Genomic DNA, 16258 nt, shown 5'->3' with positions numbered 1-16258 from the left:
GAGCGGCTGTCCTGGGTGATCCTGGGAGTGCGGGGCGGATTGACTTGCGCCCGTTTAAGGGTAATGTCTTTTATCGGGAAAAAACATTTTTGCGTCAATTGTTTTTTCGTCGCGGCAGCGTGCCTCCCGCGGAGAGCATCGATGCCCGTTGGCAAGCCGGCGAAAACCTTTCGTGTTTTCGGACGCTTGCGCTAGGAACGCAACATAATTGCCTCAAGCCGGCCGTCGCAAGCGCCGGCGAGGCAACGGGGCAGGGAAATGTCGAAGAGTAACAACGTCTACAAGGACGCTTTCAACCGCTGCCTGCGCATGCTCGACGAATCCCGGAGCCTGCCTTCGGAGCCCGAGCTCGGCACGCTGCTCGGCGTCAGCCGCACCACGGTGCGCAGCATCCTCTCGCGCATGGAGGAGACCGGGCTGATCGACTGGAATAAGCGCAGCAAGACGGTGCTGAGGGCGCCGCGAGAGGAGGATTTCTTCCCCGAAGAGGAAACCGATTCGCTGGCCGAGATCATCGAACGCTCCTTCATGCGCCGGCTGCTGGCCGGCGGTGCGGAGGCCGGCATGCAGATCAACGAGCTGGAGCTGGCGCGCGAGATCGGTGTCGGCACCACCAGCGTGCGCGAGTTCCTGATCCGCTTCTCGCGCTTCGGGCTGATCGAGAAGCGGCGCAACAGCCACTGGGTGCTGAAGGGTTTTACCCGCGCCTTCGCGCTGGAACTGACCGAGATCCGCGAGATGTTCGAACTGCGCTCGGCGGCGGCCTTCGTCGCGCTGCCGCAAGAGAGCGCGGTGTGGGCCGATCTCGACAGGCTGGAGGTCGAGCATCGCCAACTCGCCGGCGAGATCGCGACGCGCTTCAACGAATTCTCCGAACTCGACGAGCGCTTGCACCGGCTGATCCACCGCGCCTCGCATAACCGCTTCATCGTCGACTTCTACGACGTGATCGCGATGATCTTCCACTATCATTATCAGTGGAACAAGGCCGAGGAGCGCCAGCGCAACGAAGTCGCGATTCAGGAGCACCTGGCCTATATCGCGGCGCTGAAATCGCGCGATCCGGCCAAGGTCGACGCCGCCTGTCGCAAGCATCTGAAATCGGCGCGCCAGACGCTGCTGAGCTCCATTCCCGAAGGACGACAAGCGCAGCCCGCGTAAGACCCGCGTCGCGCCGCGTTGCCGCAGCGCAGTTTTGCCGATTTTCCGGCTGAGTTGTCCGTGTTACGGTCGATCAAGTTTCCGGGAGAGGCTTTCCCTTGGGTATACGGCTGAAACGATGGAGCATGCCGGCCGCGTTCGTCGCGGCGCTGCTTTTGTTGCTTCAGTCCTCGCTCGGCGCCTTTGCCTTCGGCGCGCCATCGCAGCTCGATGCCTTCGGCAATGTCATCTGTACGCATGAAGGCGTGGTCAAGCTGCCTGGTGGCGATCCGCACCAGCAGCATATGCCGGCCTGCTGCGCGCTCGGCTGCAGCATGGTTTTTTCGGCGCATCTGCCGCCGCCGCAAGCGAATGCACTGCACGGGGTGGCGGCTTTCGAAGCGGTCGCTTTTGCAGTTCCGGCCTTCCAGCATCTGGACTTCGCCCGCGATCGCTCGCCGGCCAATCCGCGCGCGCCGCCGGCAATCGGCTGATCCCGCGGAACCTTTCGCGGCCTTGACCATCCTACGATCAGACTGCTCGCGGCCGCCTTGCGGCGCGATCCCCTATCCATGGAGCAACCATGTCCAATCTTCCTAATGCGCGAGCCTTCGCCCTTCGCGGCGCGCCGCCGCTCGATCTGCGGCCTATCGGCCTTGCCATGCTCGCTTTGCTGCTACTGTTCGCCTGCATTCCGGCCGCCCTTGCGCATGAGTTCAAGGTCGGCGATCTCCAGATCGAGCATCCTTGGTCGCGCGCCACGCCGCCCGGCGCCAAGGTCGCCGGCGGCTATTTCACCGTGGTCAACAAGGGCAGCGCGGCTGACCGGCTGCTGTCCATCTCGTCCGACATCTCCGACAAGGCCGAGCTACATGAAATGGGCGTCAAGGACGGCGTCATGACCATGCGGCCGGTCAGCGGCGGGCTGGAAATCCCGGCCGGCGGCAAGGTCGCGCTGAAGCCCGGCGCCTACCACCTGATGTTCACCGGCCTGAAGCGGCAGCCGAAGCAGGGCGAAAAGTTCCCGGCGACGCTGACCTTCGAGAAGGCCGGCAGCGTCAAGATCGAGTTCGCCGTCGAGGGCATGGGCGAAACCGGCGACATGGACATGGACCACGACGAGTAATCGCTGGGTCGCATTCAGAAATCAGAGGGACAATCCATGAAGACATATCTTTTTGCCGCAGGCGCGCTGCTTGCGCTCGGAACGAATGCGGCGCTGGCGCATATCACGCTGGAAACCCAGGAAGCCGCCGTCGGCTCGACCTACAAGGCGGTGTTGCGCGTGCCGCATGGCTGCGAGGGCAAGGCGACGACCGCTGTGCGGGTGCAGATCCCGGAAGGCGTGATTTCGGTGAAGCCGATGCCGAAGCCCGGCTGGACGCTGCAGACCAAGAAGGGCAAATACGAGAAATCCTACCAGCTCTATGGCGAGACGCTGACCACCGGCGTCAAGGAAGTCGACTGGAGCGGCGGCAATTTGCCCGACGAATTCTATGACGAGTTCGTCTTCCGCGCCTCGCTGGCGGCCGATCTGCCGGCGGGCCAGATGCTCTATTTCCCTGTCGTCCAGGAATGCGGCGACGCCGCCGCGCGCTGGATCGAAATCCCGGCGGCGGGGCAAGACGAGGATTCCCTCGAAACACCGGCGCCCGGCATCAAATTGCTGCCCAAGAAATGATCTCTTGATGGCGCGCTCCATTGGAGCGCGCCATCACTTCCTGTCCCGAGAGCATGAACGCAATACAGCCTCCATCGACGATCCGGCGCATCGGCCTGCTTGCCTGGCTGCTGGCGGCGGTCATGGCGATCGCGGTGCTGGCTTTGCCGGGCCGTGCGTTTGCACATGCGGCGCTGGTCGCGACCGATCCGTCCGACGGCGCGGTGCTGGCGCAAAGCCCAAAACGATTTTCAATCACCTTCAGCGAGCCAGTCTCGCCTTTGGTGCTGACGCTGGTGCGGCCGGACGGTTCGCAACTGCCGCTGACCTTTTTCCGCCTCAACGACCAGACTGTCGAGATCGACAATCCCGAAACGCTCAGATCCGGCACGCATGTGCTGAGCTGGCGCGTGGTGTCGGTCGACGGCCATCCGGTCGGCGGTTCGGCGCTGTTTTCCATCGGCGCGCCGAGTGCTCCGCCTGTTGTCGGACAAGCCGTCGACTGGACGCTGCGCGCGGCGATCTGGGTCGGCAAGTTGTTTCTCTATGCCGGCTTCTTTCTCGGCATTGGCGGCGCATTCTCGCTTGCCTGGCTGGCAGAGGACCGGCGCCTCGGCCAACGCTTCGTCGCCACCGCGCTGCTTCTCGGCCTCGTCGGGGCGCCGTTGTCGCTCGGGCTGCAGGGGCTGGATGGGCTTGGCGCACCGCTCGCCCGCTTCGCGTCGCCCACGGTGTGGAAGACGGCATTGGAGACCAGCTTCGTCTGGACCGTGCTGATCGGCCTGATCGCGCTTGGCCTTGCTTTGCTGTCGCTTGCCGGACCGGCAAGCCTTCGTAAGCTGTTGGCAACTCTGGCGCTTCTCGGCGCCGGCGCCGCCCTTGCTGCCAGCGGCCACGCCAGTGCCGCCGAGCCGCGCTGGCTGACGCGGCCGCTGGTGTTCCTGCATGGCACGGCCATCGCCTTCTGGGCTGGCGCGCTGGCGCCGCTTGGGCTCGCGCTGCGGCGGCAGCCGTCGGAAGCGCAGCTGTTCCTGCGCCGGTTCTCACGCGCGATCCTGCCGGTGGTGGCTGTGCTTGCCGCCAGCGGCATCGTGCTTGCCATCATCCAGGTGCAGCAGCCGGCGGCCCTCATCGACACATCCTATGGCCGCCTGCTGCTCGTAAAGCTGGCGCTGCTTCTGTTCCTGTTCACGCTCGCCGCCGTCAACCGCTGGACGCTGACCAAGCCCGCCGAAGCGGGCGACACCGAAGTGCAGCGGCGTCTGGCGCGTTCCATCCGCATCGAGGTGGTGATCGTGCTCGCCATCTTCGGCGTCGCCGCCGGCTGGCGCTTCACGCCGCCGCCACGCGCGCTGGCGATTGCCGCCACGCAGCCGGTGTCGATCCATATCCATACCCTGCAGGCGATGGCCGATTTGAGCATCACGCCTGGACATGCCGGACAGACCGCCGCCTCGATGATGATCATGACCGGCGATTTCGGGCCGCTCGACGCCAAGCAAGTGACGCTGGTTCTGTCGAAGCCGGAGTCCGGCATCGAAGCGATCAAGCGGCCGGCATTCAAGCCCGGCGATGGCACCTGGCGGGTCGACAATCTGGTTATCCCCGTTCCTGGCCGATGGAATGCGCGGCTCGACATCCTTGTCTCGGACTTCGAATTGGTGAAGATCGAAGCGCCTATCGAGATCAGGGCGGAATAGGCAGCCCTGCCCGACACAATTCAGCGAGACGGTTGACGCCGCCGCTGTGGCCCGTCATTCATCTGGGAAGGCATCTTCAAGATGCCGCCATCAACAAAAGATCCGGAAGCAGGGAAGAAACGATGGAAAAAGCCGAAATCGGCCTGATCGGGCTTGGCACGATGGGCTCCAACCTGGCGCTCAACATCGCCGAACATGGCCACCGCATCGCCGTCTTCAACCGCACCCCTGCCCGTACCGACGCCTTCGTCGAGAGCGCCGGCGCGCTGAGGGACATGGTCGTGCCCTGCTACAGCCTGGAGGAACTCGCCGCCGCGATCCGGCCGCCGCGGCCGATCATCATCATGGTGCTGGCCGGCAAGCCGGTCGACGAGCAGATCGCGGCACTGCGCGGCGTGCTGTCCAACAACGACATCGTCATCGATGCCGGCAACGCTAATTTCCGCGACACGATGCGCCGCTTCTCCGAGCTCTCCGGCTCGGGCCTCACCTTCATCGGCATGGGCGTGTCGGGCGGCGAGGAAGGCGCGCGGCACGGACCGTCGATCATGGTCGGCGGCACCGAGGAGTCGTGGAAGCGCGTCGAGAGCGTGCTCACCGCGATCTCGGCCAAGTTCAAGGACGAGCCTTGCGCGGCCTGGCTCGGCCATGACGGCGCCGGCCACTTCGTGAAAACCATCCACAACGGCATCGAATATGCCGACATGCAGATGATCGCCGAGATCTACGGCATCTTGCGCGACGGCCTCGGCATGGCGCCGAAGGAGATCGGCAAGGTTTTTGAGCAATGGAACCAGGCTCGGCTCAACTCCTATCTGATCGAGATCACCGCCAAGGTGCTCGCCGCCGACGACACCAAGACCGGCAAGCCGGTGGTTGACATCATCCTCGACCGCGCCGGACAGAAGGGTACCGGTAAATGGTCGGTTATCGAAGCGCAGCAGCTTGGCATTCCGGCCACAGCCATCGAGGCGGCGGTCGCGGCGCGCGTGCTGTCCTCGATCAAGGACGAAAGGCAGGCGGCCGAGAAGGCTTACGGCGCGATCGGCGTCGAGAAGATCTCCGGCGACAAGGCGGCGCTGCTCAAGGATCTCGAGCTGGCGCTGTTCGCCGGCAAGATCGCGGCTTACGCGCAGGGTTTCGCGGTAATGAGCGGTGCCTCGAAGGAATTCAACTGGAACCTGCCGATGCCGACCATCGCCAAGATCTGGCGCGCCGGCTGCATCATCCGCTCGCAGATGCTGGACACGATGGCGGAGGCCTTCGGTTCGGGCAGTGCCACGACCAATCTCCTGATGGCGCCGGCCTTCATCGCCATGATGCAGGAAGCGCATCCGTCGCTCAGGCGTATCGTGGCAAGGGCGTCCGAAGCCGGGTCGCCGGTGCCGGCGCTGGCGTCCGCACTCGCCTATTTCGACAGCTACCGACAGGGCCGCGGCACCTCGAACCTGATCCAGGCGCAGCGCGATTTCTTTGGCGCGCACGGTTTCGAACGCATCGGCGAGCAGGGCGCGTTCCACGGCCCATGGGGCAGCGGAGCCGCCTAGAGCCAGGTGAGGCCGGCCTGCAAATGGCGGCATCCTGCGCTTCCGGTGCTCACGTACGAAAAGTACGCTCCGCTCCGGTTCTCGGAAGCCACCATTTTCGACTCGGCCTGACCTGGCTCTCAAGTCGCGCCAATCAGCCGCGATAGGCCAGAACCTCGCTCGGCTTGCTCAGCGATTGCAGCGAGCCGGGTTCTTGGCCTGCGATCCAGCCCATCACGGCGCGGGCGAGCTCGAAGCCCGCCAGCCGGAAGTTCTCGTTGACGACGAGCAGCTCGCGCCGGAACAGATGCAACAGTTCCGAAGATTGCTTCGACACCACGTCGACGTCGCGGCCGAGCTTCAGTCCGGCATCCTCGATGCCGGCGACGATGGCCAGCGTGGCGGCTGCTGCACTGCTGACGAAGCCGTCTGGGCGGTCCTTGCGCTGCATCAATTGCGCTGTGCGCGTCCTGATCTGTTCGATCGACTGATCGATGGAGACGGTGTTGAACGGCACCTCCGAGGCGCCGACCTCGCTCAGCGCATCGGCAAAGCCGTTCACCGTGTGGCGGTAGTAGGTGAGACCGAGCGGCGGCGTCACCAGGGCAAGCCGGTTGCGGCCCTTGCCGGCGAGTGCGCGCACGGCCTCGTTGGCGAAAGCGTAATTGTCGAAGTCGTGATAGGGATGCACCAGGCCCATGTCGGTGCGGCCATGCGTGGCGAAGGGAATGCCGCGCTCCAGCAAGTAGCGGGCGCGCGGGTCGTTGGGCTGCGTGCGCGAGATGATGACGCCGTCGGCCGAGCCCGTCTCGACCAGATAGCGCACCGGGTCGAGTGGGTCTTGCGAGCGCGAATAGGGCGTGACGATCAGGTGGTAGGGCGTGTCGGCGATCACCTCGGTAACGCCATAGATGATGTCCGAGACGAAACTCATCAGCTCGTGCTCGGTGTTCAGCACGAGCGAGATGACGTTGGTCTTGCCGGTCCGCAAGCGCACGCCGGCGCGGTTCGGGCGGTAGCCGATCTGCTTAGCGACGAGCTGGACGCGGCGCCTTGTCTCGGCGCCGATCTCCGGCGCGTCCTTCAGTGCTCGCGATACCGTGGTGACGCCGAGCCCGGTCATGAAGGCAAGCGTCTTCAGCGTCGGCCGCTCCTTGCCCGACGCGTCGTCGTCATTCCTGGTTATCCGTCTGTCCATTCGTCCCGCCCGTCAGGCGCATAGCAGCCGCAAGGCCGGCCGGCAACCGTGTGGGGGCTGACATTGCGCTACATTCAGCCTTTGGTACGGTTCAATATACTGAAACGTTACAGGTTGCCAATGCTCGCGACCTCCCGGTGTGGCCGCGACCCTTTCGCGGCGGGGTGCGGAGGAGAGGCCAAAGCTGTTGGATTCACAAAGAAATATCGCGATCACTACACTTTTAGTAGCAAAAGCGCACTTTGGCGCTGACAGCGTAGTCTCGAGCAATGGGTTTTGTTCGCGCCTCGAAAAAATCTAGACGAGGCCTCAAGCGAGGGGGTTGCCTAGGCCGTTCATTTGCCGTATCGAAAATCTGTAACGTTTCAGATTCTGGGAGGAAATCGAAATGCGATACAAAATCCTGACCGCTGCGTTCGCGGCCACGGTGGCGCTGAACTTCGCCGGACCGGCGTCTGCGACCGATCTGGAAGTGATCCACTGGTGGACGTCGAAGGGCGAGTCGGCGGCGGTCTCGCAGTTCGCCAAGGCCTTCGACAATGACGGCCATGGCGACAAGTGGGTGGACAGCGCGATCGCTCTCGGCGAGACGGCCCGCTCCACCGTCATGCAGCGCGTGCTCGGCGGCGATCCGCCCGGTGCCGCCCAGTTTAATCCCGGCCGCCAATACGAGGAACTGATTTCAGGCGGCAAGCTGCTCGACCTCACAGATATCGCGAAGGCCGGCAAGTGGGACGAGGTCATCCGCCCGAAGGCGATCGGCAGCGCCTGTCTCGTCGACGGCCACTGGTGGTGCGTTCCAGTCAACATCCATTCGAACTACTGGGCCTGGTACTCCAAGCCGGTGTTCGAGAAAGCCGGCGTGCCCGAGCCGAAGAACCTGGCCGACTTCATCGCTGCCGCGCCGAAGATCAAGGAGGCGGGTTTCATTCCCTTCGCCATCGGCGGCGACGGCAATGGCTGGCAGATCCAACTGCTGTTCCAGGACATGGTCACCGAAGCGCTCGGCGTCGCCAAGCGCGACGAGATGTACACCAAGAAGAGCGCCGAAATCGCCGGCGGCCCCGAGATGAAAGGCGTCTTCACGCAGTTGCGGGCGCTGAAGCAGTTCACCGACAACGGCTATGCCAACCGCAACTGGAACGACACCACAAACCTGGTGATCACCGGCAAGGCCGGGCTGCAGGTGATGGGCGACTGGGCGCGCGGCGAATTCGCGGCTGCCGGCATGACCGGGGTCAAGGATTTCGGCTGCATGATAGGCCTCAACGAGGCCAAGCCCGTGGTCAGCACCGACGGTGACATCATCGTGTTCTTCAAGCAGAACAATCCCGATGTCGAAGCGGCGCAGAAGCGTCTGGCGGCGCTGCTCATCAGCCCCAAGGTGCAGGTCGCCTTCAACAACGCCAAGGGTTCGATGCCGGTGCGCGGCGATGTCGACATGTCGACGGCCGATCCCTGCATGCAGAAGTCGCTGAAGGCGGTCGAGGATCCGGCCAACATCGTCACCGCGACGAACCGGTTCATCACCGAAAACACCAACCAGCAGCTCAACGAACTCGTCGCGCAGTTCTTCGCCGACGATTCCATGACGGCCGACGACGCCACGGCGAAGTTCGCCACCATCATCGGCAACTCCGACTAGATCAGGATAACGTTGTCATCCTGATCTAGTTCTTTTGTTGGAGCATGATCTTCTTCCGAAAACCGGTTCCCACTTTTCGGGATCATGCTCTCGACCGACCAACCCCTCGGGGACGCCGCACTTGGTGGTGGCGTCCTCTTCATATCCAAGCGTCGGCGGAAGCGGAGACCGGAACACGATGCAGAAAAGCTGGAGGCAGAGGTTCCATCTGCCCGCGGTGATCGGGACGATACCGATGATCCTGGTTGCCGTCGGCGTGTTCGTCGTCGGCATCGGCTTCTCAGTGCTGTGGTCCTTCACCAGTTCCAAGCTCTTCCCCACCTACGACTTCGTCGGCCTGGCGCAATACAGGCGACTGTGGGGCGACAACCGCTGGCTGGTCTCGGTCAACAACATCTGGTTCTTCGGCCTGATGTCGATCGCTTGCAACATGGTGTTCGGCTATCTGCTCGCCGTCTTCATGGACCAGCGCATCCGCCAGGAGGATCTGTTCCGCTCGATCTTCCTCTATCCGTTCGCCATGTCGCTAATCGTCACCGGCCTGGTCTGGCAATGGGTGCTCGATCCCAATCTCGGCCTGCAGGAAGCAATGCGCAATCTGGGCTGGACGAGCTTCTCCTTTGCCCCGCTGGTCGATGCCAACACCGCGATCTACGCGCTGGTCGTCGCCGGCATCTGGCAGGGCTCCGGCGTGACGATGGCGATCCTGCTTGCCGGCCTGCGCGGTATCGACGACGAGATCTGGCGGGCGGCGCGGGTCGACGGCATTCCGACATGGCGCACCCACATCTCCATCGTGGCGCCGATGATGAAGGGCGCTTTCGCCACCGCCTTCGTCCTGCAATGCGTCGGCGTGGTGCGCGTCTACGACCTTGTCATCGCCATGACCGGTGGCGGCCCGGGCATCGCAACGTCGATGCCTGCGGTCTATGTCATCCAGCTCATCACCGTGCGCCAGAATGTCGGCCAGGGCATGGCCGCGGCGACGATGATGCTTTTGCCGGTGTTGGTCGTGCTCGCCTTCAGCGGCATCGTGATATGGCGGCGAAACCGTCTGCGCGGAGCCGGCGCATGACCTTAGCTCAGACCCCCGCTGCGATGCCGGCCCAAGGCGTGTCCGATCAGGCCGATGCCGGTCCCTCCGGCAAGAAGCCACGCCGCGTATCGCCCGGCCGGATCGGCCTCTACGTCTTCCTGATCGTCGCCGCGCTGTTCTTCCTGATCCCGGTCTACATCATGGTCGTCACCTCGTTGAAGGGGATGCCGGAGATCAGGCTCGGGCATCTTTTCAACCTGCCGAGCGAGCCGACCTTGCAGCCCTGGGCGGATGCCTGGCTGCACGCTTGCACCGGCCGCGACTGCAACGGCTTGAGCCCCGGTTTCTACAATTCGGTGAAGATCACGCTGCCCAGCGTCGTCATCTCGATCATCTGCGCATCGATCAATGGCTACGCGCTGACCTTCTGGCCCTACAAGGGCGCAAACCTGCTGTTCGGCCTGCTCGTGTTCGGCGCCTTCGTGCCTTACCAGGTGGTGATCTATCCGCTGATCATCGGGCTGAGCTCGGTCGGCCTGTTCGCGACGCTGCCCGGCATCATCATCGTGCACACCATCTTCGGCATGCCGATCCTGACGCTCCTGTTCCGCAATTTCTATGCGGCGATGCCGGTGGAGCTGTTCAAGGCGGCGCGCGTCGACGGCGCCGGTTTCTGGCGCATCTTCTTCTACATCATGCTGCCGATGTCGGTGCCGATCACGGTCGTCGCCGTCATCCTGCAGGTCACCGGCATCTGGAACGACTTCCTGTTCGGCATCGTGTTCGCCGGCCGGCCCAACTGGCCGATGACGGTGCAGCTCAACAACATCGTCAATACAACAACCGGGGTCAGGGAGTACAACGTCAACATGGCGGCCACCATTCTGACGGCGGCGGTGCCGCTGATCATCTATTTCGTCTCCGGCAGGTGGTTCGTGCGCGGCATCGCCGCCGGCGCGGTGAAAGGCTGATGGATATGGCGGCAAACGGCACCAGCGTCTCAATCCAAGATCTGTCGCTCAATTTCGGCATGTTGTCGGTGCTGAAGACGCTCAATCTCGACGTCGCCGAGGGCGAATTCGTCGTGCTTCTGGGGCCGTCCGGCTGCGGCAAGTCGACCTTGCTCAACTGCATCGCCGGCCTGCTCGACATTTCGGACGGCCGCATCTTCATCAAGGGCAGGAACGTCACCTGGGAGGAGCCGAAGGACCGCGGCATCGGCATGGTGTTCCAGTCCTACGCGCTCTATCCGCAGATGACGGTGGAGAAGAACCTGTCCTTCGGGCTGCGCGTCGCCGGCGTGGCGAAAGACGAGATCGCCAAGCGCATCGCCCGCGCCGCCGAAATCCTGCAGATCGAGCCGCTGCTGCAGCGCAAGCCCTCGGCGCTCTCCGGCGGCCAGCGCCAGCGCGTGGCGATCGGCCGGGCGTTGGTGCGCGACGTCGACGTCTTCCTGTTCGACGAGCCGCTGTCGAACCTCGACGCCAAACTGCGCGCCGAACTGCGCGTCGAGATCAAGCTTCTGCATCGCAAGCTGCAGAACACGATGATCTACGTCACCCACGATCAGATCGAGGCGATGACGCTGGCCGACCGCATCGCGGTGATGAAAGGCGGCGTCATCCAGCAGCTCGACGCGCCGCAGACGATCTACAACCGCCCGGTCAACCGCTTCGTCGCCGGCTTCCTCGGCTCGCCGGCGATGAATTTCGTCGACGGCCGGCTGGAGAACGGCGATGGCGGCTGGCGCTTCAGCGCCGAAGGTCTGACAGTTCCGCTCGGCACCTATGATTTCGACCGGCAGCCGCAGCCCGGGCCGGCCGTCTTCGGCATCCGGCCGGAGCATGTCAGCCTGAACAGCGGCAGCGGCTGGCCGTTCTCGGTGGCCGGCAAGGTCGAGGTGGTCGAGCCGATGGGCTCCGACACGCTTGTCTGGCTGCGGCTGGCCGGACAGAAATTCAGCGTCCGCGTCGCCTCGGAACGCGCGCCCAGGAATGACGAGGCGGTGACCGTCGGCTTCGATCCGATGCGCGCCTCGCTCTTCGATGCCGAGACCGGCAATCGCCTTTAACCTCCCAGACCAACAAAACGGACAGGACAGATGAACTGGTCATTCCAACTCTACAGCGCCCGCAATTTCCAGCCATGGGACGGCGTGGTAAAAATGCTCGGCCAACTCGGATATAAACAGGTCGAAGGCTTTGGCGGCGTCTATGACGATCCGAAGGCTTTTCGCGCCGAGCTCGACAAGAACGGGCTTGCCATGCCGACCGGGCACTTCTCGATCGACGCGCTGGAGAACGACTTCGACGGCGTGCGCAAAATCGCCGATGCGCTCGGCGTCACGCTCTTGATCTGCCCGTATCTGATGCCCGATCAGCGCCCGTCGGACGCTGGCGGCTGGCGCGGCTTCGGCGAACGCCTGGCCAAGGTCGGCGAGACGGCGAAGAAGGCCGGCTACGGCTTTGCCTGGCACAACCATGATTTCGAGTTCAAGCCGCTCGCCGACGGCTCGCTGCCGCAGGACCACATCCTGTCGGCCGCGCCCGACATCGGCTGGGAGATGGACGTCGCCTGGGTGATCCGTGGCGGCGCCGATCCGCTGCCCTGGATCGAAAAGCACGCCAAACGCATCGTCGCCGTTCACGTCAAGGACATGGCGAAGCCGGGCGAGGGGCTGGACGAGGACGGCTGGTCGGATGTCGGCCACGGCACGATCGACTGGGCCGGTCTGTTCAAGACATTGCGCGCCAAGAGCGCAGCGAAGTATTTCGTCATGGAACAGGACAACCCCAACGACATCGAGCGCTATGCAAGCCGTTCGATCGCGACGGCCAAGAGCTGGCAGGAGTAATGGAAATGGCAAAGAAACTTGGCGTCGGCGTCATCGGCTGCGGCAACATCTCGAAGGCGTATTTCTCGCTCGCGCCGCTGTTCCGCGGCATCGAGATGCGCGCTTGCGCCGACATCAACATGGAGGCCGCGAAAGAGCGCGCCAAGGAGTTCAAGCTCCGCGCCGAAACGGTCAACGACCTGCTCAAGGACGACGAGATCGACATCATCGTCAACCTGACGATCCCGGCGGTGCACTACGAGGTGTCGAAGCAGGTGCTCGACGCCGGCAAGCATGTCTATTCGGAAAAGCCCTTCGTGCTGTCGGTCAAGGAAGGGCTCGACCTCAAGAAGCGGGCCGAGAAGAAGGGCCTGCGCATCGGTTCGGCGCCGGATACTTTCCTCGGCGGCGCGCATCAATTGGCGCGCGCGCTGATCGATGGCGGCAAGCTCGGCAAGATCACCAGCGGCACCTGCCACGTGATGGGCCACGGCATGGAGCACTGGCACCCCAATCCCGACTTCTTCTTCCAGCCGGGCGCCGGTCCGGTGCTCGACATAGGGCCGTATTACGTCACCAACCTGATCCAGTTGATCGGGCCGGTGAAGCAGGTGACGGCGTTTACCGCGACGCCGGCCAAGGAGCGCACCATATCGTCGAAACCGCGTGCGGGGGAAAAAATCCCGGTCAACACGCCGACCACGATTCATGCACTGCTGGAGTTCGAGAATGGCGCGGTGGTGACGCTCAACACCTCCTGGGACGTCTGGGCCCACGGCCACGCGCCGATGGAGCTTTATGGCGAGGCCGGCACCGTCTTCGTGCCGGACCCGAACTTCTTCGGCGGCGAGGTTCGCTTCACCGCAGCGGATAAGCCAGTCAAGAAGCTGCCGAAATGGGAGCATCCGTTCGCCGTGCCCAACCAGATGCACAGCCAGGGCATGCTGGCCAATTATCGCACAGCCGGCCTTGCCGACATGGCGATCGCGATCGGCGAAGGGCGGCCGCATCGCTGCTCCATGGAGCTGGCGCTGCATGCCGTCGACGTCATGACCGGCATCCTGCGCGCCGGCGAGAGCGGCAAGGTCGTCGCCATGCAGACGACCTGCGAGCGGCCGGCGGCGCTCGGCGTCAAGGACGCCAAGGCGCTGCTCGCCAAGAAGAAGTAGGCGCTGGCGATTATCGATAATTTTTCAAATCGGCCTCTCCCCGTTTCGCCGGGGAGGGGGTAAGGAGAGGGGCAAGCATCGATTCAATTTCCCCTTGCGGCGATCCCAACGCCGCCCCGATCCGAGGATCCGCCATGCCCTACATCGCCGCTGAAAGCCGCTACGAGACAATGGTCTACAATCGCTGCGGGCGCTCCGGCCTGAAGCTGCCGGCGATCTCGCTCGGCCTGTGGCACAATTTCGGCAACGACACGCCGCACAAGACAAAGCAAGCGATCGTGCGCCGGGCCTTCGACCTCGGCATCACGCATTTCGACCTCGCTAACAATTACGGCCCGCCGCCCGGCTCCGCCGAAATCGCCTTTGGCGAGATCATGCGCACCGATTTCGCTCCCTATCGCGACGAGATGATCATCTCGACCAAGGCCGGCTACGAGATGTGGGCCGGGCCTTATGGTGAGTGGGGCAGCCGCAAATATGTGCTGGCCAGCCTCGACCAGAGCCTGAAGCGCATGGGGCTCGACTATGTCGATATCTTCTATTCGCACCGCTTCGATCCGGAGACACCGCTGGAAGAGACGATGGGCGCGCTGGATCACGCGGTGCGCTCCGGCAAGGCGCTCTATGCCGGCATCTCGTCCTACAATTCGCAGCGCACGCGTGAGGCCGCCGACATATTGAAACGGCTCGGCACGCCCTGCCTGATCCACCAGCCGAGCTATTCGATGCTGAACCGCTGGGTCGAGGAGGACGGGCTGCTCGACACGCTGGAGGGGCTGGGCATTGGCTCGATCGTGTTCTCGCCGCTGGCGCAAGGCATGCTGACCGACAAATATCTCGGCGGCATTCCGGACGGCAGCCGGGCTGCCCAGGGCAAATCGCTCAGGCCCGCCTTCATCAACGACAAGTCGATCGCCAACATCAAGGCGCTGAACGAAATCGCCAAGAAGCGCGGCCAGACGCTGGCGCAGATGGCGCTGGCCTGGGTGCTGCGCAAGGGCCGGGTGACGACGGCGCTGATCGGCGCTAGCCGGCCGGAGCAGGTCGAGGATTGCGTCGGCGCGCTCAAGGCGCTGGAGTTCAGCGACGCCGAGCTCGCCGAGATCGACACTTACGCACGCGAGGCCGATATCAACCTGTGGGCGGCGTCGGCCGAACGCAAAGGGCCGCCGCGCAAGTAGCGATTGGTCGGCGAAGCACCTCCGACGCTCGTGGCCCAGCAACGAGCGGCGCGGAAACAGTGGCAAAAACCTTCGTTCGTCGCTATCTCAGGGGGAAGAGACCGTCCGCGCTTGCGGACGGCGCCATGAGTGGACCGGCAAGATGACGGCAAGGGATACGCTGACCAAGAACCAGCTATGCGTGCTCGAGAAGCTCGAGGCGTCCAGCGGGCCGCTCAGCGCCTATACGCTGCTCGACCAGCTGCGCGAGCGCGGTTTTCGCGCGCCGCTGCAGGTCTATCGCGCTTTGGACACGCTGGTGAAGTCGGGCTTCGTGCACCGGCTGGAAAGCCTCAACTCCTTCGTCGCCTGCGCCGAACCGCACGACCACAGCCATTCGATGACCGCCTTCGCCATCTGCGACAATTGCGGCCAGGTGACCGAGATGTCCGACCATGATGTCGACCACCGCCTGGACGAATGGGTGCGCTCGACCGGGTTTGCGGCGAAGAAGGCGGTGATCGAGTTTCGCGGGACGTGCGCGAAGTGCCGGGCGGAAGCCGCCTAACGCGCAGTCGACCAAGCAAACCATATCGCTACCAGCGCCAGCATTGCGGACAGCACCCTGCGGGCGATGCGTTCGCGGCGCGGATCATTGAGGAATGGTTCCAGCGTTCCCGCCAGCAGGACGATCAGCGCATGGATTGCGGTCGCGATGGCCACGTAGACCGTGGTGAGCAGCACGGTTTGGGCGAGGGCCGGCCGATCGGCTTCGATGAATGTCGGAAGCACGGCGATGTAGAAGATCGCCGCCTTCGGGTTGAGCAGGTTGGTGACCAGTCCACGGGCGAAGTACTTGCCACCCGGCATCTTGTTGGTCGAAACCACATCCGTTCCGGCCGTCCAGCCTTCCCAGGCCAGGTAGAGAAGGAACAGCGTACCCGCCCAGCGAAGGCCCTCGTAGAGCAGCGGCGACGCCTGGATCAATTCGGCGACGCCGAAGGCGGCGATGCCACCGATGATGGCGAGACCCAGCGCGATGCCGGCGACCGTAGCGAAGCCGGCACGACGGCCATCGTTGGCGGAGACCAGCGCCAGATAGGTCATGTTCGGTCCCGGTGTCAGCTCGATCAGCAGGGCCGCGAGCGCGAAGGACAGCAACGCAGCCGTCGAGAGCGGCAGCATGTCGCT

The 16258-nt window shown here is 63.9% G+C and carries 16 protein-coding genes; 14 read left to right on the top strand and 2 right to left on the bottom strand.

Going from position 1 to position 16258, the window contains the following annotated elements; all coding sequences use genetic code 11:
* Positions 1–258: 258 nt before the first annotated feature.
* The 6 genes from FJ988_RS23745 to gndA all read left to right on the top strand — a co-directional run bounded on the left by FJ988_RS23745 (position 259) and on the right by gndA (position 6047).
* On the top strand, positions 259–1161 hold the full coding sequence (locus FJ988_RS23745) for a GntR family transcriptional regulator (protein WP_140820779.1): 903 nt from the start codon (positions 259–261) through the stop codon (positions 1159–1161).
* 125 nt (positions 1162–1286) lie between these two features.
* Positions 1287–1634, top strand: coding sequence for a DUF2946 family protein (locus FJ988_RS23740; RefSeq protein WP_140820778.1), 348 nt, complete (start codon positions 1287–1289; stop codon positions 1632–1634).
* Positions 1635–1801: 167 nt separating this feature from the next.
* Positions 1802–2266 (top strand): copper chaperone PCu(A)C, encoded by a 465-nt coding sequence (locus FJ988_RS23735; protein WP_407067714.1) that lies wholly within the window; start codon positions 1802–1804, stop codon positions 2264–2266.
* Positions 2267–2302: 36 nt separating this feature from the next.
* Positions 2303–2821, top strand: coding sequence for a YcnI family protein (locus FJ988_RS23730; protein ID WP_140820776.1), 519 nt, complete (start codon positions 2303–2305; stop codon positions 2819–2821).
* Between the two features lie 53 nt (positions 2822–2874).
* Positions 2875–4500, top strand: coding sequence for a copper resistance CopC/CopD family protein (locus tag FJ988_RS23725; RefSeq protein ID WP_140820775.1), 1626 nt, complete (start codon positions 2875–2877; stop codon positions 4498–4500).
* A 122-nt stretch (positions 4501–4622) separates the two neighbouring features.
* Positions 4623–6047, top strand: coding sequence for an NADP-dependent phosphogluconate dehydrogenase (gene gndA, locus FJ988_RS23720; protein ID WP_140820774.1), 1425 nt, complete (start codon positions 4623–4625; stop codon positions 6045–6047).
* Between the two features lie 133 nt (positions 6048–6180).
* On the opposite strand, the gene FJ988_RS23715 is transcribed toward gndA, so the two are convergent.
* Positions 6181–7224, bottom strand: coding sequence for a LacI family transcriptional regulator (locus FJ988_RS23715; protein WP_140820773.1), 1044 nt, complete (start codon positions 7222–7224; stop codon positions 6181–6183).
* A gap of 388 nt (positions 7225–7612) precedes the next feature.
* On the opposite strand from FJ988_RS23715, the gene FJ988_RS23710 reads away from it, so the two are divergent.
* The 8 genes from FJ988_RS23710 to FJ988_RS23675 all read left to right on the top strand — a co-directional run bounded on the left by FJ988_RS23710 (position 7613) and on the right by FJ988_RS23675 (position 15635).
* Positions 7613–8869, top strand: coding sequence for an ABC transporter substrate-binding protein (locus tag FJ988_RS23710; protein ID WP_140820772.1), 1257 nt, complete (start codon positions 7613–7615; stop codon positions 8867–8869).
* Positions 8870–9047: 178 nt separating this feature from the next.
* Positions 9048–9944 (top strand): carbohydrate ABC transporter permease, encoded by an 897-nt coding sequence (locus FJ988_RS23705; RefSeq protein ID WP_140820771.1) that lies wholly within the window; start codon positions 9048–9050, stop codon positions 9942–9944.
* Entirely contained in the window at positions 9941–10876 is a 936-nt protein-coding gene (locus FJ988_RS23700; protein WP_407067738.1) for a carbohydrate ABC transporter permease, read from the top strand. Before FJ988_RS23705 ends, FJ988_RS23700 begins: the two co-directional genes overlap by 4 nt.
* Complete coding sequence (locus FJ988_RS23695) at positions 10876–11976, top strand: ABC transporter ATP-binding protein (RefSeq protein WP_181183649.1); 1101 nt, start codon at positions 10876–10878, stop codon at positions 11974–11976. Before FJ988_RS23700 ends, FJ988_RS23695 begins: the two co-directional genes overlap by 1 nt.
* 30 nt (positions 11977–12006) lie before the next feature.
* Positions 12007–12759 (top strand): sugar phosphate isomerase/epimerase, encoded by a 753-nt coding sequence (locus tag FJ988_RS23690; RefSeq protein WP_140820770.1) that lies wholly within the window; start codon positions 12007–12009, stop codon positions 12757–12759.
* Between the two features lie 5 nt (positions 12760–12764).
* Positions 12765–13907, top strand: a complete 1143-nt coding sequence (locus FJ988_RS23685) for a Gfo/Idh/MocA family protein (protein ID WP_140820769.1) — start codon at positions 12765–12767, stop codon at positions 13905–13907.
* Positions 13908–14041: 134 nt separating this feature from the next.
* Positions 14042–15088, top strand: a complete 1047-nt coding sequence (gene mgrA / locus FJ988_RS23680) for an L-glyceraldehyde 3-phosphate reductase (RefSeq protein ID WP_140820768.1) — start codon at positions 14042–14044, stop codon at positions 15086–15088.
* A 142-nt stretch (positions 15089–15230) separates the two neighbouring features.
* Complete coding sequence (locus FJ988_RS23675; RefSeq protein ID WP_140820767.1) at positions 15231–15635, top strand: Fur family transcriptional regulator; 405 nt, start codon at positions 15231–15233, stop codon at positions 15633–15635.
* Here FJ988_RS23675 and FJ988_RS23670 read toward each other — a convergent pair.
* Positions 15632–16252: a LysE family translocator gene (locus FJ988_RS23670; protein WP_140820842.1), complete on the bottom strand. Its 621-nt coding sequence runs from the start codon at positions 16250–16252 to the stop codon at positions 15632–15634. The genes FJ988_RS23675 and FJ988_RS23670 overlap by 4 nt on opposite strands.
* Between the last annotated feature and the right edge of the window lie 6 nt (positions 16253–16258).

The organism is Mesorhizobium sp. CU3 (assembly GCF_006442965.1).
Lineage (GTDB): Bacteria > Pseudomonadota > Alphaproteobacteria > Rhizobiales > Rhizobiaceae > Mesorhizobium.
Note: the sequence above shows the minus strand (reverse complement) of the source record. Positions and strands in the feature narration are given on the sequence as shown.